This is a genomic window from Bradyrhizobium sp. 62 (assembly GCF_023073035.1).
GTDB lineage: Bacteria > Pseudomonadota > Alphaproteobacteria > Rhizobiales > Xanthobacteraceae > Bradyrhizobium.
Genome location: NZ_JADPIT010000032.1, coordinates 127,117 through 149,443, shown reverse-complemented (window position 1 = coordinate 149,443; position 22,327 = coordinate 127,117). Strand labels below are relative to the sequence as shown.

17 protein-coding genes are annotated in these 22,327 nt (G+C 61.0%); 2 read left to right on the top strand and 15 right to left on the bottom strand.

The features are described from left to right. Positions 1-215 precede the first annotated feature (215 nt). Positions 216-1,478: an ROK family protein gene (locus IVB47_RS30125; protein WP_247466900.1), complete on the top strand. Its 1,263-nt coding sequence runs from the start codon at positions 216-218 to the stop codon at positions 1,476-1,478. A 364-nt stretch (positions 1,479-1,842) separates the two neighbouring features. On the opposite strand, the gene IVB47_RS30120 is transcribed toward IVB47_RS30125, so the two are convergent. From IVB47_RS30120 to IVB47_RS30050, 15 genes are all read right to left on the bottom strand, one after another. Continuing rightward, positions 1,843-2,820 carry an ABC transporter substrate-binding protein gene (locus IVB47_RS30120; RefSeq protein WP_247466897.1) on the bottom strand — a complete coding sequence of 326 codons (978 nt, stop codon included), beginning with the start codon at positions 2,818-2,820 and terminating at the stop codon, positions 1,843-1,845. A 33-nt stretch (positions 2,821-2,853) separates the two neighbouring features. Next, positions 2,854-3,837, bottom strand: a complete 984-nt coding sequence (locus IVB47_RS30115; RefSeq protein ID WP_247466895.1) for an ABC transporter substrate-binding protein — start codon at positions 3,835-3,837, stop codon at positions 2,854-2,856. Next, the gene (locus IVB47_RS30110) at positions 3,834-4,895 is read right to left on the bottom strand and encodes an ABC transporter substrate-binding protein (RefSeq protein ID WP_247466892.1); all 1,062 of its coding nucleotides are present in this window, start codon (positions 4,893-4,895) and stop codon (positions 3,834-3,836) included. The genes IVB47_RS30115 and IVB47_RS30110 overlap by 4 nt, the downstream gene beginning before the upstream one ends. Continuing rightward, entirely contained in the window at positions 4,879-5,832 is a 954-nt protein-coding gene (locus IVB47_RS30105) for an ABC transporter substrate-binding protein (protein WP_247466889.1), read from the bottom strand. The genes IVB47_RS30110 and IVB47_RS30105 overlap by 17 nt, the downstream gene beginning before the upstream one ends. Further along, complete coding sequence (locus IVB47_RS30100) at positions 5,829-6,812, bottom strand: ABC transporter substrate-binding protein (protein ID WP_247466887.1); 984 nt, start codon at positions 6,810-6,812, stop codon at positions 5,829-5,831. The genes IVB47_RS30105 and IVB47_RS30100 overlap by 4 nt, the downstream gene beginning before the upstream one ends. A 46-nt stretch (positions 6,813-6,858) precedes the next feature. Continuing rightward, positions 6,859-7,704: an ABC transporter substrate-binding protein gene (locus IVB47_RS30095; protein ID WP_346730821.1), complete on the bottom strand. Its 846-nt coding sequence runs from the start codon at positions 7,702-7,704 to the stop codon at positions 6,859-6,861. 193 nt (positions 7,705-7,897) lie between these two features. Then, a complete protein-coding gene (locus IVB47_RS30090) occupies positions 7,898-8,869 on the bottom strand; it encodes an ABC transporter substrate-binding protein (RefSeq protein ID WP_247466880.1) in 972 nt (323 codons plus the stop codon). 44 nt (positions 8,870-8,913) lie between these two features. Then, entirely contained in the window at positions 8,914-13,143 is a 4,230-nt protein-coding gene (locus tag IVB47_RS30085) for a GAF domain-containing protein (protein WP_247466877.1), read from the bottom strand. After that, positions 13,140-14,123, bottom strand: coding sequence for an ABC transporter substrate-binding protein (locus IVB47_RS30080; protein WP_247466874.1), 984 nt, complete (start codon positions 14,121-14,123; stop codon positions 13,140-13,142). Before IVB47_RS30080 ends, IVB47_RS30085 begins: the two co-directional genes overlap by 4 nt. A gap of 17 nt (positions 14,124-14,140) precedes the next feature. Beyond that, positions 14,141-14,989, bottom strand: a complete 849-nt coding sequence (locus IVB47_RS30075) for an ABC transporter substrate-binding protein (protein ID WP_247466871.1) — start codon at positions 14,987-14,989, stop codon at positions 14,141-14,143. 224 nt (positions 14,990-15,213) lie between these two features. Continuing rightward, a complete protein-coding gene (locus tag IVB47_RS30070; RefSeq protein WP_247466866.1) occupies positions 15,214-15,681 on the bottom strand; it encodes a nuclear transport factor 2 family protein in 468 nt (155 codons plus the stop codon). A gap of 130 nt (positions 15,682-15,811) precedes the next feature. After that, complete coding sequence (locus IVB47_RS30065) at positions 15,812-16,111, bottom strand: hypothetical protein (protein WP_247466863.1); 300 nt, start codon at positions 16,109-16,111, stop codon at positions 15,812-15,814. A 347-nt stretch (positions 16,112-16,458) separates the two neighbouring features. Beyond that, positions 16,459-16,725 (bottom strand): hypothetical protein, encoded by a 267-nt coding sequence (locus tag IVB47_RS30060; protein ID WP_247468198.1) that lies wholly within the window; start codon positions 16,723-16,725, stop codon positions 16,459-16,461. Between the two features lie 49 nt (positions 16,726-16,774). Next, the gene (locus tag IVB47_RS30055; RefSeq protein WP_247466860.1) at positions 16,775-18,898 is read right to left on the bottom strand and encodes a TonB-dependent siderophore receptor; all 2,124 of its coding nucleotides are present in this window, start codon (positions 18,896-18,898) and stop codon (positions 16,775-16,777) included. 364 nt (positions 18,899-19,262) lie between these two features. Further along, positions 19,263-20,204 carry a hypothetical protein gene (locus IVB47_RS30050; protein ID WP_247466857.1) on the bottom strand — a complete coding sequence of 314 codons (942 nt, stop codon included), beginning with the start codon at positions 20,202-20,204 and terminating at the stop codon, positions 19,263-19,265. 317 nt (positions 20,205-20,521) lie between these two features. Between IVB47_RS30050 and IVB47_RS30045 the strand changes: the two genes are divergently transcribed. Then, positions 20,522-22,327, top strand: a 1,806-nt coding sequence (locus tag IVB47_RS30045; RefSeq protein ID WP_247466854.1) for a cache domain-containing protein, incomplete at its 3' end; no start/stop codon positions are given.

Sequence of the window (22,327 nt, the reverse complement as noted above, 5' to 3'; positions counted from 1 at the left end):
CGCTTATGCGCCATCTTTTATTTACGTCGCGAACAAATGCCGCAGGGCAAACCAGCCGGATCAGGATGTACTTGCCCCTTCTTCAAGTCTAAATAGTACAGATGGTACGATAATAGTAAATATGGCTGCTGAAAACCGAATCCGATTGTGCTTTTCCGGTCACACGGGCATCTCATCCTCTCCATTAAATTTACGTGATGAATTAAAGAGGCAGCATGGTTGACCAAATTGAGCCGTCCAGACGCGTGTCGAACACGGCCCGCGAATCCAACCGCGGCCGGCTCGTCGACGTCTTGCGACGCCAGGGGCCGCTGCCACGCGTGGCGCTCGCCCGGAGTACAGGCCTGAGCTTCCCGGCTGTTTCCGGCCTGACGTCGCGGCTGATCGCGGAAGAGCTGCTGTGCGAGACGGAGACGGCGGCAACGCCGTGGTCCGAGGACGGCGAGGAAGAGGATGCGGACGGGCCGAATGGCCGTCGCCGCGGCCGGCCGGCCGTGCTGCTGACCCTGAACCCGGAGTTCGGGCGCATCGTGGCGATCTCCGTGCGCATGAACCTGATCGAGACGCTGATCGCGGATTTCCGGGGCTCCCGCGTGGCGCAGTCGCGACTTGCACTGTCGACGCGCGCGCTCGATGCAGGCGCGCTGCGCGATCTCGTGATCGCGCAGATCAATGCGCTGCTCGATGCGACGGAGACGCCGCGCCATCGGCTGTTGGGAATCGGGATCGCGCTGCAAGGCATCGTGAACGTCGACACCGGCACGACGCTGTGGAGTCCCGCGCTGTCGATCACCGAAGTCGATCTGGCGACGCCGATACGTCAGGCGTTCGGGGTCGAGGTCGTGATGGCGAACGACGCTGTCGCGGTCGCGCTCGCCCTCACGGCCGCCGAACCGGCATTGGCGGAAGGCCTCTCGGCCACGATCATGGTCGGTCACGGCATCGGGATGGGCGTCGTTGCCGATGGTGAAGCACGCTGGGGCGCCGGCAGCGAGATCGGCCATGTCAAGCTGGCGCCGGACGGCCCGCAATGCCGTTGCGGCCAGCGCGGCTGTATCGAGGCTTATCTTGCTGATTATGCGCTCTACCGCGACGCCCGGACCTTTCTCGATCTGCCGCCGGCGGACTCGCAGCAGCCGTCCGAGGGACAGATGGCCCTGCTACGCGAGCGCGCACTGGGCGGAGATCCACGTCTCGAGCACCTATTTCTGCAGGCGGGCCGCGCGCTCGCCGAGGCCGTCGCTGCAACGATATCGGTGCTGCGACCGCACCACGTCATCCTGGCGGGTCCAGGCTTGATGGCCTTCGACATGATGCGCCACGCCTATGAGGAGCGGCTCGAGCAGGCGGTGTTGCCATGGCTGCTCAGGTCCACGGCGATCCATCTGCGTCCAAGCGAGTCGGCGGTCATTGTCGAGGGCATGGTGCGACGGACGCTGCGGGTCGTGGACCAAAACCACATGGAAGCGACCGAGTAAGCGCCGCGAGCTAAGCGCTGGCTGGCGACGCAGTGCTGATCGAACCCGTCTCCGCCCAACTTCCCTGCAAACAGGGAATTTTACAGGGAAATTGGCAATTGGGGGCGTCTAGAGACATCAGCAAGCAGTCAGAACCACTGCGACACAGGCGTTTTGCACGCAATTCCCTATTCCAAGTAACAGGGAAATATTTTGGGCGAACAGGGTAGTCGTCCTGCCATAACAGGGAGCTTTTCTTTTTTACATGTCAATGACCGCTTTGCGCCACAAGCGGCCAGTCGCAAGTTGGCTTGGCCCTCAATAGCGGACTTCGCAAGAGGTCATCGGTATGTCTCAAAAGTACCAAACCCGGAAGAGGCAAAACTCATTCGATCACCTCGTCGGCGCTGGCCAGCAAGGTTGACGGAACGGTCAGTCCGAGCGTTTTGGCCGTCTTGACGTTGATGACGAGCTCGAACTTGATCGGCTGCATGATAGGTAAATCCGCCGGTTTAACGCCTTTGACGACTTGCCCGGCATAGATTCCCACCTGCCGATACATCTCGCTGAGATCAACGCCGTAGCTCATCAAGCCGCCGGCCGCGACGTATTCCCGGAAAGGATACACCGTGGGCACGGCATGGCGCGTCGCCAGCGCCACCAGCTTTTCGCTTCGGGTATTGAAAAACGGATCGCTGGTGACGGCGAGGATGCGAATGCGTTGCTGGATGGCGCTTTCAAAGGCAGCTTCAATTTCCCCGTCGTTGCTGGCTCGCATCGCAAGGGTCCCCAGGCCAATGGTCCGCGCAGCTTCCTCGACTCCCTTGAGCTGGCTTGCAGCCGGCGGATAATTCGGATTGACGAGGACGCCGATCGTCGTCGCCTGCGGCACCAGTTCATGCAGCAGTCCGAGCCGCTTCGCCTCGAGGGCCGGATTGAAGTTGAAAACGCCGGTGGTGTTGCCTCCAGGCCGATTAAGGCTGGCGACGAGGCCGCTGGCGACAGGGTCGTCGGCGAATATGCCGATGATCGGGATATTCTTCGTGGCCGCGATGGCAGCCCTCACCGCAGCTTCGCCGCCAACGGTGACGAAGACTGCGACCGGGCGCTGAACGAGCTCCAATGCCATCGCAGGCAAGCGTCCGTATTCGCCCTGCGCCCATCGGTAATCGATCGCGACGTTCAGGCCCTCGACGGTTCCGTTTTCAGCCAGACCGCGTCGGAATGCCGCGAGCAGGCCGGCGCTCTCGACGGGCGATCGCGCACTGAGAAATCCGATCACAGGCGGCGTCGGCTGCGCCCGCGCGGCGAACGTGCCGATGGCCGTCGCTCCCAGGGCCGCGACGAAATCGCGCCGTTTCATTTCACTTACCTGCATCGCTGTGCTCAGGCGACATTACTCGAACACGTCGTTGGCCAGCGCAAGCACGTTTGGGGGAATGGTGAGATTCAAGATCCTGGCTGTCGCCAGGTTGAGAACCAGCTCAATCCTGGTCGGCTGCTCGACTGGAATGTCGGCCGGTTTGGTGCCTTTAAGTATCTTGTCGACATAGTCGCCGGCGCGGCGGAACAGGTCGGCCTCATCCGCGCCGTAGGAAATGAACCCGTCTGCCTTGCAGAATGCCCGCGCGCCCCACATCGTGGCTACGCCCGCCTCCCGCGCCAGGCCGTTGATACGAGCCAGATTGGCGACGACGAAAGAGTCCTGGCAAACGTAGAGTGCCTTGGTCTTGCCCTTCAGCGCTTCGATCGCCGGAGCAAGATCATTGGTGGACCTGATATCCAGGACATCAACTTCGAGTCCAAGCTGGCGCGCAGCCGCTTCGACCGTCCCGGCTTCGTGCGCTGCACTGAGGTATCCCGCATTTGCCAGCACTGCCAGTCGCGTCAGAGATGGGATGATCTCGCGCAGGAGCCCCACACGTTTGGAAACCATCTCGTTTGACTGCAGCGATAATCCCGTAACATTGCCTCCGGGTCGTGACAGACTTGCAACAAAGCCGCTCGCCAGCGGATCGACGGCAACCGCAAATACGATCGGGATCGTCGAAGTTGCCTGCTTGACGGCCGGAATCGCGCTCCCCGCGGTCAAGATGACATCAACGTTTCCTTGGACGAACTCGGCCGCGATCTCCGCGAAGCGATCACTCTTTCCCTCGGCCCACCTGGTGACGATTGTTACCGTGCGGCCGTCGATCCAGCCCAACTCGCCGAGGCGCTGACGGAAGGCGGAGATCGAAGCCGCCCAGGAACGCTCGGCGCCAGCGCCCAAGATCCCGATGGTGGGCACCTTGACCTGCTCGGCGTGAGCATCGAGGGAACGGGACAGTGCCGCGCCGACAAGGGCCATGAAATCGCGTCGCTTCATGGCAAGCCTCATTCCACCAACTCCTCTGCGGTCGCGAGCAACGTCGGCGGCACGTCGAGGCCAAGTGTCTTGGCGGTCTTGAGGTTGATGGCCAGTTCGAACTTGACCGGCTGTACCACCGGGAGCTCGGCGGGCTTTGCGCCTTTGAGGATCTTGCCGATATACAGGCCACCGTTGCGATAGCCATCGGCAAAATCAGGGCCATAGCTGATCAAGCCACCCCCGCGGATATATTCACGTTGCGGATAGATTGTAGGAATTGAATGTTGCGCAGCGAGCGTGACTAACCGTCCGCTGCGACTGTTGAAGAAGGGATCGGATGCGACCAGAATTGCGCCCGCTCCTTGCTGTTTGGCGCGTGCAAACGCGGCGGCAAGTTCATCTTCGTCGCTCGCGGCAAGCAGAATGATTTTTAGTCCGAGACTGCTGCCGGTCTCCTGCACTTCTTCAATCTGGCCCTTAACGCCGGGATATTTCGGATTGGTCAGTCCGGCAATCACAGACGCCTTGGGCACCAGTTCGTGCAGAAGCCCGAGCTTCTTTGCGTCGAGCGCTGAGGCGATCAGGCTGACGCCGGTCACATTGGCGCCCGGACGGTTGAGGCTGGCAACGAGACCGGTCTGGACCGGATCGGCGGCGCTGACAAAGACGATCGGAATCGTCGATGTGGCCGCCCTTGCCGCACGCGCCGGATCGGTTCCACCCATTGCCATGATCACCGCGACCTGACGGCTGACCAGATCGGCCGCCAGTGCGGGTAACCGATCATAGTGCCCTTCCGCCCAGCGATATTCGATCGCCACATTCTGTTCCTCGACAAATCCTGCTTCGCCCAAACCTGCGCGAAGCGCATCGAGGAATTGTTCGAGGTAGCTGCGCGACGCTCCGTGAAGAAATCCAACCACCGGCATTGCTGGCTGCGCCCGGGACGTGAACGGCACGCTCGTCGCGGCACTCCCGGCCAGCATCAAGAACTCTCGCCGCTTCATTTCCAGACCTGCTTTCCTTGCTTTCAACCCTGGGCGCTTTCGGTTGAGGTCCAAGCGATCAGCACTATTCAATGACTTCATCGGCGCGCACGAACACCGACGGCGGCACCGATACGCCGATGATACGGGCAACCTTGTTGTTGATGGCCATCTCGAAACGCGTCGGCTGTTCAAAGGGCATTTCGGCCGGGTTGCCGCCTGCAAAGATGCGCACAACAAAGTCGGCGGTGCGCAGCCGTAGCTCGGCAATATCGGGGCCGTATCCGATCAGGCAACCGTCGGAGGCCATCGCGCGCCATTCGCAGATCGTCGGGAGGCGTCGCTCCAACGCGAGGGCCGCCAGTTTGGGCGCGTCACGGTGGAAATTCGGCGAGGACTGTATGACAATCCCGTCGACGCCGGCATCGAGCATGGCATCAAAGGTCGTCTGATAATCCGCCGGACTTTTCACCTCGAACCTGAGGAGCTCAACACCGACTTTTTCGGCGATCTGCCGGTACTCTTCCTTCTGCTGCGTCATCGTGCGCTCGTCCACTAAAAGAGCAAACTTGCCAGCGCCAGGGATCGCATCATGCAAGAGCTCCATGCGCTTCTTGTCGCCGTCGAATGTCAGCAAGGCTATGCCGGTGACCTGGCCGCCGGGCCGCGAAATGCTTGCAGCCTCGCCTTCAATGACCGGATCGGTCGTAAACGACGCAACGATGGGTATCTGAGGCGCAGCCTTCATCGCCGCAGAGATTGCCCTTGGGGCAACGGCGACGATCACGTCGGGTTTGGTCGCGGCGAGCTCTTGCGCCAGCCGGGCAAGTTGCTCCGGATCACCCCAATGCGGCAACACAACGAGATTCTTGCCCTCAACGAAGCCACGCCGCGCCAGTTCCGGAATCATGACGCCATGCATCGTCGCGTCCGCCGGCCAATCAAAGGGCGTCAGTACGCCGAGCCGCCACACGCGCTCTTCAGCCGAGGCGGACACTGAGAGTACGATTAAACTCAACAAGAGAAGAATTAGCCTCATTCGATTACCTCGTCGGCGACAGCAAGGATTGTTGGCGCGACCGTCAACCCGAGTGCCTTTGCAGTCTTCAGGTTGATAGCCAGGTCGAATTTTGTCGGCTGCATAACCGGCAAGTCTGCGGGCTTTGCTCCCTTGAGTATTAGACCGACGTACTCCCCGGCTTGCCTGTAGGCTGCAAGAATGCTTGGGCCGTAACTGATCAACCCGCCCGCAACGACGAACTCACGCAGGTGAGACATCGTAGGCAGCTTGTTACCTAGTGCCAGACGTGCGAGCTGGTCTCGTCGTGACAGCAGAAACGGATCCGTGCCGACAATCATGGCATCGAACCTTTGCCGGGCGACGATGTCGAAGGCTCTCTCGATCTCGGTCTCTGTCGTGGCGGGCAGAACAGTTAATTTTATTCCAAGGGCCCGTGCACCCTCGTTTACCTCGTGGATCTCCGATGACGTTTGCGGGAAATGTGGATTCACCAGAAAACAAATCGCCGAGGCCCCTGGAATAAGCTGCCGAATCAGCTCAAGTCGCTTGGGCCCCAGCTCCACACCCATAAGCGTCGCACCGGTAATGTTGGCGCCTGGTCGATTCAGGCTTGCCACTAAACCGGCACTAACCGGATCACCTCCCATCGTGAAAACGATGGGTACATTGGTTGACGCTGCCTTTGCCGCCAACGGAGATGGATCCCCACCGGTCGCCGCGATGATATCAACGCGACGGCTGACCAATTCGGCAGCCAGCTCCGGCAGTCGGTCGTATCGGCCCTCGGCCCATCGATACTCGAATCCAACATTCCTGCCTTCTGCAAAGCCAGCTTGAGCCAGGCTCTCATGAAACGCACGCAGAGCGGGAACTGCCTCAGCGGGCGAACGGGCGCTCAGGAAACCAATCACAGGTATTGCCACCTGTTGCGCGCGGGTTGCAGACGACCATGCCAATACCCCAGCACCGACAAGACCGACGAAGTCGCGTCGCCTCATTGCGTTCCCCTATGCTTATCTTCCGATAGGCCAACATCCCGCCGCATCATTCGATCACCTCGTCGGCGCGGGCGAGAACGGTCTGCGGGACAGTCAACGTCATTGCCTTCGCCGTCTTCAGGTTGAGGATCAACTCGTATCTGGTCGGCTCCTGCACCGGCAGTGCGCTTGGCTCTTCGCCGCGAAGGATACGATCGACATAAGAGGCGGATTGGTGAAAAAGCCCAACGAAATCGGAACCATAGGAGACAAGTGCGCCGTTCTCCGCAAAGGAGCGAAGTGGCCCTACGGTCGGCAGCCGCGCCTGCAGCGCCGACGCGAACAGCAGGTTACTGTTGTTGGTCATGAAGACGTCAGGGAGAGCGACAAGCCCGGCGTGCGGTTGGTGCGCGAGCGCGGCGACAGCACGCTCGATCTCCGCTTGATCGGCCACCGGCATGGGCTCGATCGCAATCCCAAGGCTGGGAGCAATCTCCTGCATAGCCGGCAGAAAGATGGAATACGGCGCTGTCTTGAGATTGTAGATGACGCCGATGCGGCTTGTGACGGGCGAGAGCTCCTTTACGAGCTCAAGCCACTTCCCGGCGATCGGCGCATTGAAACTGGTAAAGCCAGTGATGTTGCGCCCTGGCTTCGACAGGCTGGCGACAATTCCGTCGCCAACCGGGTCACTTAGACCGGCAAACACGATCGGAACGGCATCGGTGGCGAGCTTGAGCGCGCGTGCTGTCGGCGTGTTGGTCGCGAGGATTACGTCTGGATTCAACTTCCACCAGCTCCGTGGCATAGGCGCTAATTCGATCCGCGTCTGCAGCCCCCCAGCGAACTTCAAAAACGATCCTTCCTTCGCGCCAACCTGCCTCGGCGAGCCCCTTCTGAAACGCCACAACACGCGCGCGTGTGCCAGGAACGTCGGGGCCGCCGTTCAGAACAGCGACGCGTTTGATTCCGCTCGGCTGCTGGGCGGCCGCGCGATGGGCCCCTGCGGACGCCAAACCGGCGACCAGCGCAATGATCTCACGTCGATGCATTCTTGACATTGTTGCTATTCGATCACCTCGTCAGCGTGATGAACTCACGCCGCTTCACTCGATCACCTCGTCGGCGCGCAGCAACACCGCCGGCGGTATCTCGACGCCGAGCGCCTTGGCGGTCTTGAGGTTGACGATCGTCTTGAGCTTTGTCGGTTGCTCGATCGGGATGGCGGCCGGTTTAGCGCCCTTCAATATCTTGTCGACAAAAACGGCGCTGCGGCGAAACATTGCGGTGAAGTCCACCCCGAAACCGACCGGGGTCGCCCCCCGGGAAGCGAGAATGGGGGCTGCAATCGATGGCACATGGCATTTGTCAACAATCGCAGCCACCAAGGAAGAGTTGGTTACAAATGCATTAACTTCCGTGATCAGGAGGCCGCCCATGGAAATAGAACCGACGGTCGACAGCGCGCTTTCGAGGTTGCCGGGGACGCTGAGCTCGATCGGTCGCAGTTCGACGTTCAATGCCTGCGCTGCAGTCGTAATCGCGCTCATGGTATCGTTGTTGAGGGGGTTCCCTCGTTGCATTAGCACCCCTACGCTGGTCATCGAGGGAGCCAGGCTCACCAGAATCTCCAGACGCTTGGCAGCCAGTTCTGTAGCGAATTGGGTTTGTCCCGTTATGTTGCCGCCCGGGTGGGCCATGCTGTCCGCAAGGCCCAAGGACACCAGATCCGGGCCCACGATTAATACGGTCGGAATTCTCGTGGTCGCCCGGTGAGCGGCAAGAATCCCGGGAGTTGTCGCTGTCACGAGAACGTCGATGTCGAGGGCGACCAGCTCAGCCGCCAACGCCGGCAACCGGCTGTCGTCGCCGTTAGCGTCACGATATTCGACATGAATGTTCTCGCCCTCAACCAAGCCGAAATCGCGAAGCCCTGCGAGGAAAGCGTCTACCTCCAGATTTCGCGGCGGAGGAAGGAAAAGGCCGATGCGGGCAATTCGCTTGGCTTGTTGGGCGCGTGCTCCCGAAGGCCACGCCAATGCCCCGCCAAGCATAGTAATGAATTCGCGTCGTTTCATTTCCGCTCTCAATTTCCTAGCTGCACGTGCGGCAGCGTCGAATTTTAGTTCTTTCCGGCGCTTGCAAGCTTGACCACCCGCGGCAACACGATCGTGAACTCGGTGTACTGCCCGGGCTGCGTATTCACATCCAGCCTGCCGCCGTGTTGTTTTACGATGATGTCGTGGCTCATGGACAGACCAAGTCCAGTGCCTTCTCCCGCCGGTTTGGTCGTGAAGAACGGATTGAACATTTTTTCCTTCACCTCCGGCGGGATGCCGGTGCCGTTATCGCGTATGCGTATCTCGATGTGATTGCCGAGATTTCTGGTGACAGCGCTGAGCACCGGCTCGAAGTTCGTATCGCCGTTGTCGGCTCGACGCTTGCTCGCGGCATAAAACCCGTTCGAGATCAGATTGAGGAAGGCGCGGGTGATTTCCTGCGGGAACAGCTCTATCACGCCGGCGTCCGGATCCAGGTCGCGCTGCAGCGTGATATTGAAATCCGGTTTCTCGGCGCGGGCGCCGTGATAAGCGAGATTGAGGCTCTCGTCCAACAGCGCGTTGATATCGACCGCCCGCTGATCGCCTGAACCTTCCCGGGAATGCAACAGCATGTTCTTGACGATGGAATCGGCGCGCTTGCCGTGCTGGACAACCTTTTCCAGATTGCTTTTCAGGACTTCGCGGATTTCATCCAGTTCCTTTCGCCTGCCGGCCTCGTCGAGCGCCGGATTCTCGAATATCTCGCTCATCTCGTCGATGAGTTCGACCGACAGCGTCGAGAAATTGTTGACGAAATTCAGCGGGTTCTTGATCTCGTGCGCGATGCCGGCGGTGAGCTGGCCAAGCGAGGCCAGCTTCTCGGTCTGCACCAGGCGGTCCTGCGCGGCGCGAAGGTCGTCGAGCGACCCGGATAGTTCGCGGGTCCGCTCCTGTACCTGTCTGAACAAGTTCACATTGGAAATGGCGATCACCGCCTGGTCGGCGAAGGTCTTCAGCATATCGACGTGATGGTCGGCGAAGGCACCCGGCTCGACCCGCGTGACTCCGATGACGCCGATGGCCTCGCCCTCGAGCAACAGCGGGACCCACAACGCGCTGCGCCATCCCCGCTGGCGCACCATCGTCAACTGATCGGATTCACCGGCAAGTTCTACTTCGGTGTCGACAATCCTGTGGATCTCGCCCCTGCGGACAGCATCGCTGTAAGTGAATCCCGACAGCGGTCGGGGATAGAAAGCTCTGAGCGCCGCATCGGCCGCAGGCGTCGTCGGGGTAAACGCCGATAAGTGAACGACGTCATCGATAATGCTCACGACAGTCGTTGCAAATCCGCCGACAAGATGATTGGAGCGCTCGGCGATGGCCTGGAAGACGGGTTGCACGTCGTCGGGCGAACTGGCGATGACCTTCAGGATATCAGCGGTGGCGGTTTGCCGCTCCAGCGCCTCCCTGGTCTCGTTGAACTGCCGCGCGTTCTGGATTGCGATCACCGCCTGGTCGGCGAAGGTCGACAGCAGATTGATCTGCTTGTCGTTGAAGGGGCGCACTTCGGTACGGCGCAGCAGGATCGCGCCGATACTCTCCTCGCCACGCAGCAAGGGCACCGACAGAACGGTATGAATGGTCGCGCCCGTGCTTTGGCCCATGGCTCTGGCATCCGGAAACTGGGCACCCTCTGCGGACAGCATGTCGTGAACATGCACGGGATTTTGATCCACAAAGGCGCGGCCAGCGGTCCAATTGCGGCTGATCGGCCATCTGTCGAGCGTTACGGGGATGGGACCAGAGTGCGCGCTAAAACGGAGATGTTCTGCGTCTTTCAACAGGACGACTGCATCATTGGCTTCGCAAAGCTCTCGCGCGCTCTCGACGATCTCTTTCAAAACCGGTCCGACATCGGTGGGTGAAGAGGCGATGACCCTCAGAACATTGCTGCTCCCGGTCTGGTAAGCCAGTGTCTGCTTGGTCTCGTTGAACAGTCGCAGATTGTGGATCGCGAGCACGGCCTGACGGGCAAAGGTCTCGATCAACGATATCTGATGTGGATCGAATGCCTTGGCGTCCGGATGTGCGGTGCCGATCGAACCTATGACCTCGTCTTCATGGATCATGGGCGTGAACATGACCGAGTTGAATCCGAAGTCGTGCGCGAACCGACGCGTTCCTTCCGGGGTGCTCAAGTCGTCCCGCGCCACAAACTGCCGTGTCTGCTTGCAAAGCATGACCAGGCCACCGATCGTGGTGTCATCGAGCGGACGGGGGAAACGTTTGGCCAGCTGCTCGAACCCCGCCTTGCCGCCGACGGCCGGCATGGTCACACTCCCGTTGCGCAGCAATTGGACAGCAGCGAACTGCGTGCCGAACAGCCGCAACAGACTGGCCACGATAGCGTCGAACACCGGTTGTACGTCGGTCGGTGAGCTGCTGATGACCTGCAGAATTTCGGCGGAGGAGCTCTCTCGCTCCAACGCCTGCTTCGTCTCGTTGAACAGGCGCGTATTCTCGATTGCGATCACGGCCTGGTCGGCGAAGGTCGTGACCAGTTCGATCTGTTTCTCGGTAAACGCACCCGGCTCGCTGCGATTCAGCGATAGCGCACCAACAAGCCGGCCTTCGCGCAACAGCGGCACCGCAAGCGTCGCGCGATAGCGCGCGCGGCTCTGCTCGCCGGTCAGGCCATAGGCCGGATCGGCCAGCACGTCCGGAATACAGACGGGTTTCAGGGAGGCTCCGGCGCGGCCGATCGCGGAGGGATGGCCGGGCATCAACGGGCGGCGTTCGAGCATTTCATGAACTTCGGGCGGAAAGTTCCAGCTCGCGAGGATGCGAAACACGCTGCCATCGTAGCGAAAGAACATCGTCTGCTCGGATCCGCACAACCGCGCTGCGGTATCGGAAATGGCCTCAAGCACGGGATTGAGGTCCGAAGGCGAACGGCTGATGACCGCGAGGACCTCGCTGGTCGCGGTCTGCTGCTCCAGCGCCTCGCCGAGGTCGCGCGTTTTGGCCTGCACCTCATCGAACAGCCGCGCATTTTCGATGGCGATCACGGCCTGGTCGGCAAAGGTCTGCACCAATTCGACATGCCGCGGCGAAAATTGGCCGATGCGGTCGCGCCCAAGAATGAACAGGCCGATGCCTTGGCCCTCTCTCATCAAGGGAACGAGGAGGAGTGACTTGAAGCCGAGCTTTTCCCGAAAGGCCTGCGTTGCCACCGAGCGATCGTTTTCGAAATCACCGATATTGGCAATTTCACCCGACGACAGGACCCGGGTCGTGGCAAAATTGGGATCATCAGCCGGAATCCGCGCCTGCCGGACAAATTCTTCCTGCTCTTTGCCGATCGCGGTGTAACCTCGACAGACCAGGAAGTCGCCCTCCCGGATATACAATCCGCACAGGCCGGCCGCGCACAGTTCCGCGGCGGAGCGTGCGAGCGTGTGCATCACAGCATCGAGATCGAACGCCGAGCGGCTGATCACCCTCAGCACGTCCGCGGTCGCAGTCTGCTGCTCCAGCGCTTCGCCGAGGTCGCGCGTCCTCGCTTCGACCTCGTTGAACAGCCGCGCGTTCTCGATGGCGATGGCGGCTTGATCGGCAAAACTCTGAATGAATGCGATCTCGGTCTCGGTAAACGGCTTCTTGGGCCGGCGCGTGACGACGAGGGAGCCGACACCGCGGGATTCGGAGATAATCGGAGCGTAGAGCACCGTCATCCCGCCCGCCTCTTTCACAACCGCCCTTTTATCCTCCGGCAGGTCGGCCTTTTCGGCGAGATCGGGGAAGTGGACCGGTCGCAGCTGTGCGATCGCCGCGCCGGTCGAACTTCCCTCGAGCGGCATCGTATCTGCTCCCCAGTCTCCCACTCCGGGGCCGCGCCGCGCGACGCCCCTCACCCTGTCGCCTTCGACCAGGTAGACGGCCGCATCGTAAGGATCGAACAGGCGCTGACAGGATTCGAGGATCGTGTCGAAGACTGGCCCCGCGGCATCTCCCGATGCGTTGGCGACCGCGCGCATGATTTCGGCGCTGGCCTCCTGCTGCATCCGTGCTGTCTTCAGTTGCCGCTTCAGCCGCGCGGTCTGCGACTGGAGAGAAGGCTTCTGCTTGCGTGGATCGGTCTTTGTCGATGTCGGCTTGCGCAAACTGGGCTTGTGAGATTTGGACACGCCGGATTTACGGACCCGCATCCCGTCAGGACCGACCGTCGTGTGGCGCTTTCCTGTTTTTTTCTCGTTCTCGGCAGCATTGGTCTGTTTCGTGTCAGACTTGGCATCGCGTCCCCTCATTCGATCACCTCGTCGGCCACCGTCAGCAGGCGGTCGGTCGCCGCGATCCCCAAGGATTTCGCTGTCTTGAGGTTGAGCACCAGCACGAACTTGCTGGCCTGTTCAATCGGCAGGTTCGCCGGCTTTTCGCCACCGAGAATCTTGGCGGCATAGATGCCAGCGCGGCGGAAGTCGTCGATCAGATCGGCCGAATAGGACATCAGAAGGCCCGCCCGGCCCCACTCCGGATAGGTACCGACCGTCGGCTTTCCCGGCCCCATGACCAAAGGTAAGACCCGCGGCATGTTGGTGTAGAGTAGCGGCTCGCCGGAGACGTAAAGGGCACCAACGCCATCGCGGACGCTTGCCGAAATCGCGCCCTCCACCTCGTCGAGACCCTGAAGTGGATGACGCACGACATTAAAGCCGAATTGACCAGCGACGCTTTGCAATGCCTTGAGCTCGGCTGTGGCAAGAATCGACGATGTACCTATGAAGCCGACCGCCTTCAGGTCAGGCACCAATTCCTTGAACAGGTTCATACGCTTTTGGGTCAGCGCCTCCTCACCCCCAACCGCATTCATAACGTTGCCGGTCGCATGGCCACCCGGGTGGACATAGCTTTCCGCAAATCCTGCCTTGATGGGATCGGCGGCATAGGACGTGAAGATCAACGGTAACTCGGGCAGGACTTTGTGCGCGATCGGCGCCGCGGCGGCCGAAGCAATGATGAGGCGCGGCTTGAGAGCAGCGAGTTCAAGGGCAAGCGCAGGCAATCGATCGAAAACGCCGTCGGCATAACGCCAAGCAAAAGTAAAGTTGATGCCCTCGGTGAGGCCTGCCTCCCGCATGCCTTGGCGGATGGCCACCAGTCGATTCTCGGCTTGCTTTGCTGGTCCCGGCACAAGCACGGCGACAACAGGCAAGTTCTTTTGGGCGCGCGCCGCAATAGGTAAAGCTGCCGCGCCACCCAAAATGCCAAGAAGCTCGCGCCGCCGCATGTCCCGCCCCCGGAGCTTCACTCAATCACCTGATCCGTTTGCACGAGGACCGTCGAAGGGATCGTCAGCCCGAGCGCCCGTGCGGTCTTGAGATTGACAACCATTTCGAACTTGGTCGGCAACTGGATCGGCATCTCCGACGGCTTTTGGCCTTTGATGATTTGGTCGACATAACCGGCGGCACGGCGCGAGAGGTCGCCGATGTCGGCGCCATAGCTGAATAAAGCGCCGGCTCGCGCAACCTCCGCTTCCTCGCCGACCACGGCTACCTTCATTTCAGCTCCGATGCGGCAGATATCGTTGCTCATCGCGGCCGTCATGTAGTCGCGAATCACGATCATGGCCGTGCCGCCGGCCTCGGCGAGCTTCCTGATCTGCTCCGCCACCTGCGCCGGCGTCGGCGCAGTGAGCCCGGAACGGACCGGCTCGATACCCAGCTTGCCGGTATCCGCCATGGTCTGGTCGCCCCACGCGCTGAAGGTGGGGTCGGTCGCGTTGTGCATCACTCCGAGCTTTGTCAGGCCCGGCAGAATTTCCTTCAACATCGCGATACGCTTGGCCGACATCTCTTCACCGAACGCCGAGAAGCCGGTCACGGTGCCACCGGGCCGGGCGAGGCTCTGAAACAGTTCGGGGTCCCTCTGCACGGCTGGCAGCGCGATCGCGACGACCGGGATTTTCGTCTTGCGCACCGCGGCCCGCGCTGCGGCAGGACCGGGTGCGAATAGCACGTCCACGGGCATCGCGACGAACTCGTCGATAATCGCGTGCCCGCGTTCGACGTCGCCGTTGGCGTTGCGGATTTCAACGGTGATACTGCGCCCCTCAACATATCCGAGATCGGCCAGCGCCTTGCGGAAGGGCAACACAATCGCGACATCTATCGCAGCGCTGGCGAAGCCGAGAAAGCCTATGGTCGGGAGATGATGGGACCCATCCTGCTGTGCCCGCGCCGTAAGCGGCCAAGTCGCAGCACCACCAACCGCCAACCCAATAAACTCACGCCTTCGCATGGCCGCCCCCAAGGTTAGAATGCGGCAGTGTAACTGTTCAAACCCGGTCCAGCGAGTGGCGTTAGTCCAATTCGCTGTTATTGCGGCTTCGGCTGCACATGGTGCGACACGATCAGCCAACGGCCATCAAGTTTCTCGTAGACATTCGTGACGAGGGAGTCGATCTTGACCTCGTTGCCGTCCTTAAATTTCGCCGACCCAGTCTCCTGCGCCATCTCCCACGCTAGATTGCCATTCACATGAATATGGGGACCTGACACGGCGACTTTTCTCTCTGCGGTAATGTTATTGATCTCCTCCCACATCTTCTTGAGAGGCTCCCAACCAACAATGATCGATTTGCTGCGTGGACCGATGTACGTGATGTAAGGCGTGTGGGCCCACACTTTTTCCATGGCCGCACCGTTGTCGGTCACGGCAAGAGCTGCGTAATAGGCTTGGCTTGCCGCTTTCACTCCTTCCACATCTGATTGCTGGGCGAACGCGTTAACCGGCAACAAGGCCACGCAGATGGCTGAAAGAAAGAGAACAGTACGTCGATTCATTATATTCTCCGTGAAGGACCGAGCGCTTGCTAACGTTACGCACGCGACGATGATAGCGATGCAGCCGTCGGGGGGGGAATTGCGCCACGCGCAATTCACCGGGGATCTCTCGGCCTTAATCAGAGCCTTGCTAGAGAATGCCTTGAGCGGCCGCGTTATCACGGTCGACTTGCTTCTGGCGGACGATCGCCAGCGCCCTGCTGCACGCGGTGAATGCAGCACTCCCCGAGCGCATTCCGAACGTCTCACAGAATTGGCGATCTTCGTCTGCAATCGTGCGTTCAAGGTATTCGTGTGCGGCGACTCGCATGGCGGGACCGGAGATGAAAAGCGCGTGCAGCCCAAAAGCTACCAGCGCGGCAAAGAGTAGCGAATACCCGAGTGCAGGGAGCGGGAAACGACTGAGAGTATTGGTTTTGGCTTCGGCCATAAAAATCTCTCGTGAGCAATCAGAATGCCTGGGAAAGGGAGCTTGTTCGCGAGCAAACAGACTCCAACGAGAGAGCAGAATTACCCTGAGAGAGCGACGAGCGTTCGGAAAACTTTGCGCGTATCTCGTCCCGCCCGAAACACCAAGGGCGACCTGGCGGAATCGACCGGATCCATCGGCCAGCCGCCGTGGGCGCAGAGGTCACCAGAACCACACCGACGCGATAACCTCGACGACAAGGATGCCAGCCAAGGCCAAGCCTGCGAGAGCGTAGCCGCGCCGGAACCCAGCCTCATCGGCATCATTCGACACCTGAATCAAGCCACACATATTTCAGTCCCCTGGACTCACACCGGCAACCCTAGGACGCAATCGGCTTCAGCGATCGAAACAGTTTGCGTATATCGGAAGGCCTTCGGCCTTGGTTGCGTGAGCAAGAGAGCGAGATCGCAAGTAGTCACCTGCCCCCTAACCGAGCTGCGATCCGCATGGCGATCGAGGTGCGGAATAGCATGGTCGAGCGGACCGCCGGCTTGCCGCCAGATCGACGCATCGAGTTTCGTATCGGAATCCATCTCGGCGACATCGTCGAGAAGAATGATGATGGCGATCAATATAAGGACCGCGACGGCGCTCGGCCTCACCGTTCTGCCGACGATCCGTTCAATATCTCAACTTCCCGAAAGCCAGCAGAGTGCGTCCCTCGGCCGGCATGATGTATCCGGAGCCGCTCGCGAACGGCACAAAGGTACGGTGATCGGCGAGATTTTTTCCGGTCACGCCGAGGCTCCAGTGATCCATCTCATAGGCGACCTTGCCGTCGAACGTGACATATCCCGGCGTGAAATAGATGTTGTCGAGCGCCACCGCCTGCGCGGAGGCAGCGTAAAGGCCGGCTCCGATCGCGACATTCCGCAGCCGTCCGTCCTGGAATTTGTAATTCACCCAGAGCCGGCCGGAGTCGCGCGGGACGCGCTCGAGCATGGTCCCGGGCGCAAAGAGCTGATCCCGGGTGACGATCGCCTTTACATGCGCGTAGCTGGCAAGGATCGAAAGGCCCGCGAACGGCTGCCAAGTCAGGTCCGCATCGAATCCCTCCGCGCGCTGCGCGCCGACCTGGGTGGCGAAGAAGAGGCTCCCCGGCAGCAGGTTCATGACATTGCGCCGCGTGTTGGTGAACCATGCGAACGTGCCGCTAAAGCCGGACGGCAGCGCGAGTTTCAACCCGGCCTCGGTCTGCTCGGCTTCCTCCGGTTTCGGCGAGCCGACGGCATTGAAGAAGGGCACACCGCGATAGCCTTGGGAGTAGTCCGCGAAGGCCGATACGCCTTTCACGAGATCGACCACCGCACCGAACCGCGGCAGCGCCTTCCAGTCATTGGTGACGAAATCGCTGCCCGCCACCGTGTCGGTGCCGTGGATGTAGACGTTGGCGAGGCGCACGCCCGCGAGCAGGTGCAGCCGCTCGTAGATGTCCGATTGCCACTGCGCCGTCAGCCCGCTGTTGAGATAGAGGTTGTTGGAATTGAACGCGCTCGCGGTCGGTGGCGTGTACGCGGGAAACACCGGATTGGCGAAGTCGACGAAGCCGGCGAGGCCGACATCGTCGCGGATCCTATCAGCGACGCGATCGGTGTCCGCCCCGAACAGTAACGTGTTCCTGGTCGGCCCGATCGCGAATTTGCCGATCAAATTGGCGTTCGACGCGATCTCGCGGGTGTCCACCGGCAAATGGAAGCTGAGAAATGGGAACGCCGAGCCGAATAGCGGGGTATCGGTTCCGAGGAAATGTCCGAATTGCTCGAGCCGCATCTCGCTAAAGCGGGTCGTGGCGTTTGCCGACCAGACCGCATTGAAATCGTGATCGAGCCGCGCGGTCACGCCGTTGTAGGTCGTCCAGCTACGGCCGAGATCGAGTCGGTCCGGAAACAGCGTCGGCGAGATCTTGAACAACGACTGGTCGACCGTGCCGGCACCGGGCAGGCCGGTGTAGTTCTGGAACGAGCGCGACGAGAAGCTGCCCTGGATGGTGAGGCGCGTGCCGTCCTTGTTGTCCAGGAGAAGCGTCGGATTGAATGCGTAGCGGCGATGCTCGATCACGTCGATGACATCGCCGGATTTCTCGACATCGCCGGTCATGCGAAACAGCGCCGTGCCCCCACTCGCGAGCGGCTGGTTCACGTCGAACCAGGTGTTCCACAGCTTATAACCGCCCGCCGTGAAGCCGATCTCGGCGAACCGGTTCTCGGTCGGCAGCTTGGAGACCGTGTTGATGATGCCGCCGACAGGGCCGATGCCACCTTGGTAGAGGATGCCGGCCGGCCCTTTCAGCACCTCGATGCGTTCGGTGTTGCGGAGCGAGGTGTTATCGCCGCCGTCATAATAGTTCGGCAGGCCGTCGACATAGCGGTCGGCTGGAAAGCCGCGCACCTTGTAGGCATAGCCGATGAACGTGTTGGCCGACATCGGCGTCACGGCCGAGATGTTGCGCAGCGCATCCATTTGCCCGAGCGGTTGCTGGTCGTCGAGCACGGCGCGCGGCACGACCGCAATCGCCTGCGGAATGCGCTCAATCGGTGTGTCGGTCTTGGTCGCCGAGAATGAAGTGAGCGCGCGATAGCCGCTTACCGGCCCGGCGGTGGTTTGCGTCACCGGCGGACCGCCGTTCAGCACGACGCCATCGGGCGGCGCTGGCACGCTGGTGCGTTCCCTCATGGGCGCGGCCGGTGCAACAACAAGAGCGGGCTTGGGTTTGGCGATGCGCTTGCGCTTGGCGTCAACTGTCACGGGCGGTAACCGCACAGACGGATCGGCGCTGCCGGATGAATGTGCTGCGCGATCGGCCGGCGCATCTTGCGACCAGATTGGACCGGCCTGCCCGATCGAAATGATGGCTGCAAGCGCCGTGCGCCGCACCAAGCGCGGAGAAAAACGCACACCACGATTGCCCAAGACAGCCTGAAAACCGCCTGAACTCAGGCCTTTACCCATCGGCTGCCCCAGCCATTCCGATCCAGCCCTGACGGTTCTCCTCACGGGAACCTATGGGATCACACGATCAACGCAAATCCAAATCGCCGAACTTCCGTAGTTTTACGGTAGAACGCATTTTTCTCTCGTGAGCCAACTTAGATGTGTTGACCTGAGACCATTAGCTGGCAGTCATCGCGAGCGGCACAGTCGCGTCACCATCCGTGACGTCCTTGGCCCTGGCCCACTGACGCATCGCGACGAGGTTGACAGCGTCGTGAAGATACATCCCTACCGCGAGGCCGCGGTCGTAGCTGGCCCAGAAGCGCGGCAGGATCACGATGCTATGGCCACCGCGCCCGGTGATCCTGACCAGTCCCGCCGCCTCCGCATTGCCCATCAAGTTGCGGACATGGGTTCGGGAGACGCCGAAACGATCGGCGGCGTCGATGTAGGGGATTGCAGCGTTCGGATCGGCGGCATCCATTGCAGCCAACAGAACCGCATTCTGGATGAGTGGTCCCGCTGCGTGCGTGAAAAACAGCAGGGTGTCCGGCAGCGTCATCATCAGGCGCGCGGAGGCGGGATTGAACGGGAAGCACGTGCGGCAGTGCAGGACGTGAAACGCGCGATCGCGCGACAGCACCGGGCCGTAATCATGGTCGGGGAAAAGCACAGCGAGCGGGATGTAGTGCGTCGCGAGCCACTCGGTGTGATGAGCGCGCAGCTTGTCCGTGGCCGCAAGCAGCCGGACGCGCCCGTCACCGGGGGCGCGACTCTGTTCGAGAAATCCAACCTCGCGCAAGCGCGCGACGAGATGATCCACCTGCCGGCCGCTGGCATAGCCGTACATGGCTAGCTGCCGCTTGAGCGCAGCCACAGTGAACCAGGTCTCGCGTCTCGACGGATCCTGCGCGGCCTCGAGCACGGCAACGCAGAGAAAAACGAGGAATCGGCCCGCCTCAAGCAGCAGGCGAACCAAAAACGGATCGCCTTCGTACAGATGGACGAAGCTTTCAAGATAGGCGCGCCGCGCTTCCGGCAGGCGGGGATGGTTCAAGATCTCGTCGAACGTCAGCCGCAACCGGCCACCGACAAGGCGTTCAAGTTCGTCCCGTTCCACGGCTCCCCCTCAGCTTGCCCCCCAAGAACTTATTGGCCCGCAGCAATCTGCGCAATGTTTTCCGTAAATGCTCTCGCTGTTGCAGCTCGCTGGGTGATAACTTGCCACATTCAACCTCGCGAATTTGCGCTGGCTTGGAGTTTCGCTCGCTCTTTACTCGTGGCGCCGCGTTTCGCCCCCTTCTAAGACGGCATCCAGCCGCCAAGGTAAGCGCCTACAAAGAGCAGAAACTGATATCGAGAGCACCGGCGCCAGCAATGTCTCAGTTGGTCACCCGCGGGAAGACAATCCCAAGTCTTCTTGATAACTCGGCTGGGATGAGCATTTCCCTGCATCCGAATACGTCGGGACAGCGAACGCCGGCGGCTTCGTCCGCGGCGGTCGCTTTGCCTGTCCAGGGCGCTCCGGCACCTAAGGTCCGTGCCCGCCTGTTTGCCAAATATGTCGCGCTGTTCGCCGCGGTGGTTGGTGTAGCGCTGCTTTCCAACGGGATTTTCGAGGTCTTCTTCTACTACCGCGAGCACAAGGCCGCCCTGATCCGGATTCAACACGAACAGGCCGAAGCTGCCGCTGCCAAAATAGGCCAGTTCATCAAGGAAATCGAAAGCCAGCTTGGCTGGACCACGCAGCTGCCATGGTCGGCAGGCTCGCTGCAGGACCGCCGCTTTGACGCGCTTCGGCTGCTGCGTCAGGTTCCGGCCATTACCGAATTGTCGCAAATCGATTCGACCGGCAAGGAGCGCTTGCGGGTCTCGCGCCTCGCCATGGATGTCGTCGATTCCGGCCTCGACCTCTCCAAGGACCCTAAATTCGCCGAAGCGGTCGCCAACAAGGTCTATTACGGACCGGTCTATTTCCGGCGGGAATCCGAGCCCTATATGACGCTGTCGCTGGCAGGCTCGCGCAAGGACGCCGGTGTCAGCATCGCCGAGGTCAATCTCAAGCTGATCTGGGACGTGGTTTCGCAGATCAAGGTTGGCGAGCGCGGCCATGCCTATGTCGTGGGTTCGCAAGGACGGCTGATCGCCCATCCCGACATCAGCCTCGTGCTGCGCAACACCGACATGTCGAAGCTGGTGCAGGTCCAGGCGGCGCGCGCCGGCAACGCAAACGATGCCGATGCGCTGCAGGGTTCGCTGAACATTCAGGGCCAGGAGGTGCTGACGGCATCGGCGCCGATCGCGCCCCTGGGCTGGACCATGTTCGTCGAGTTGCCGGTCAAGGAGGCCTATGCGTCGCTGTATCTGGCGCTGCAGCGGTTGGCGATCGTTCTGGCGGGAGCCTCGATCTTCGCTGTGCTGGCCGGAATTTTCCTGGCCCGGCGGATGGTCGGCCCAATCAGGGCGCTGAGCGCCGGCGCGGATCGAATTGGCAGCGGCGATTTCGCCCAGCGGATCTCGATCAAAACCGGCGACGAACTGGAAGGCCTTGCCAATCAGTTCAACGAAATGGGCGCTCGATTGCAGGAGTCCTACGCCGACCTCGAGCAGAAGGTGGATCAGCGGACCGCGGAGCTCAGCGAATCGTTGGAGCGGCAAACCGCGACCGCCGATATTCTCAAAGTCATCGCCAGTTCACCTGACGACGTACAACCGGTATTCCAGGCGATCGCCGAGCGGTCGAACCAGCTGGTGCACGGGCTATCAACGACCGTTCTCAGTATCATCGAGGGGAATGTTCATTTGTCGGCTTTCACGCCGACCAATCCGGAAGCCGACGCCGCGCTGTCGGCGTATTTCCCGAGGCTGCTTTTCGAATTGCCGTTCGGAGACGGCGTCCGTCGCGGCGAAATCGTCCGCATTCCGGATACCGAACTTGAACCCGCGCTGCGCGAGCTGGCCCGACTGCGCGGCTATCGAAGCATGTTGTTTATACCCCTGCTCCACGACGGAACGCCGATCGGCATGATCGGGCAAACCAGAGTTGAGGCCGGTGCCTTCGACGAAAACCACATCGAGCTGTTGAAGACGTTTGCCGACCAGGCCGTCATCGCCATTTCCAACGTCCGGCTTTTCCAAGAAGTGCAGGCGCGTACGCGCGAGTTGTCCGAGTCCCTCGACGACCTGCGCACCGCCCAGGATCGTCTCGTTCAGACCGAAAAGCTCGCTTCCCTCGGCCAACTG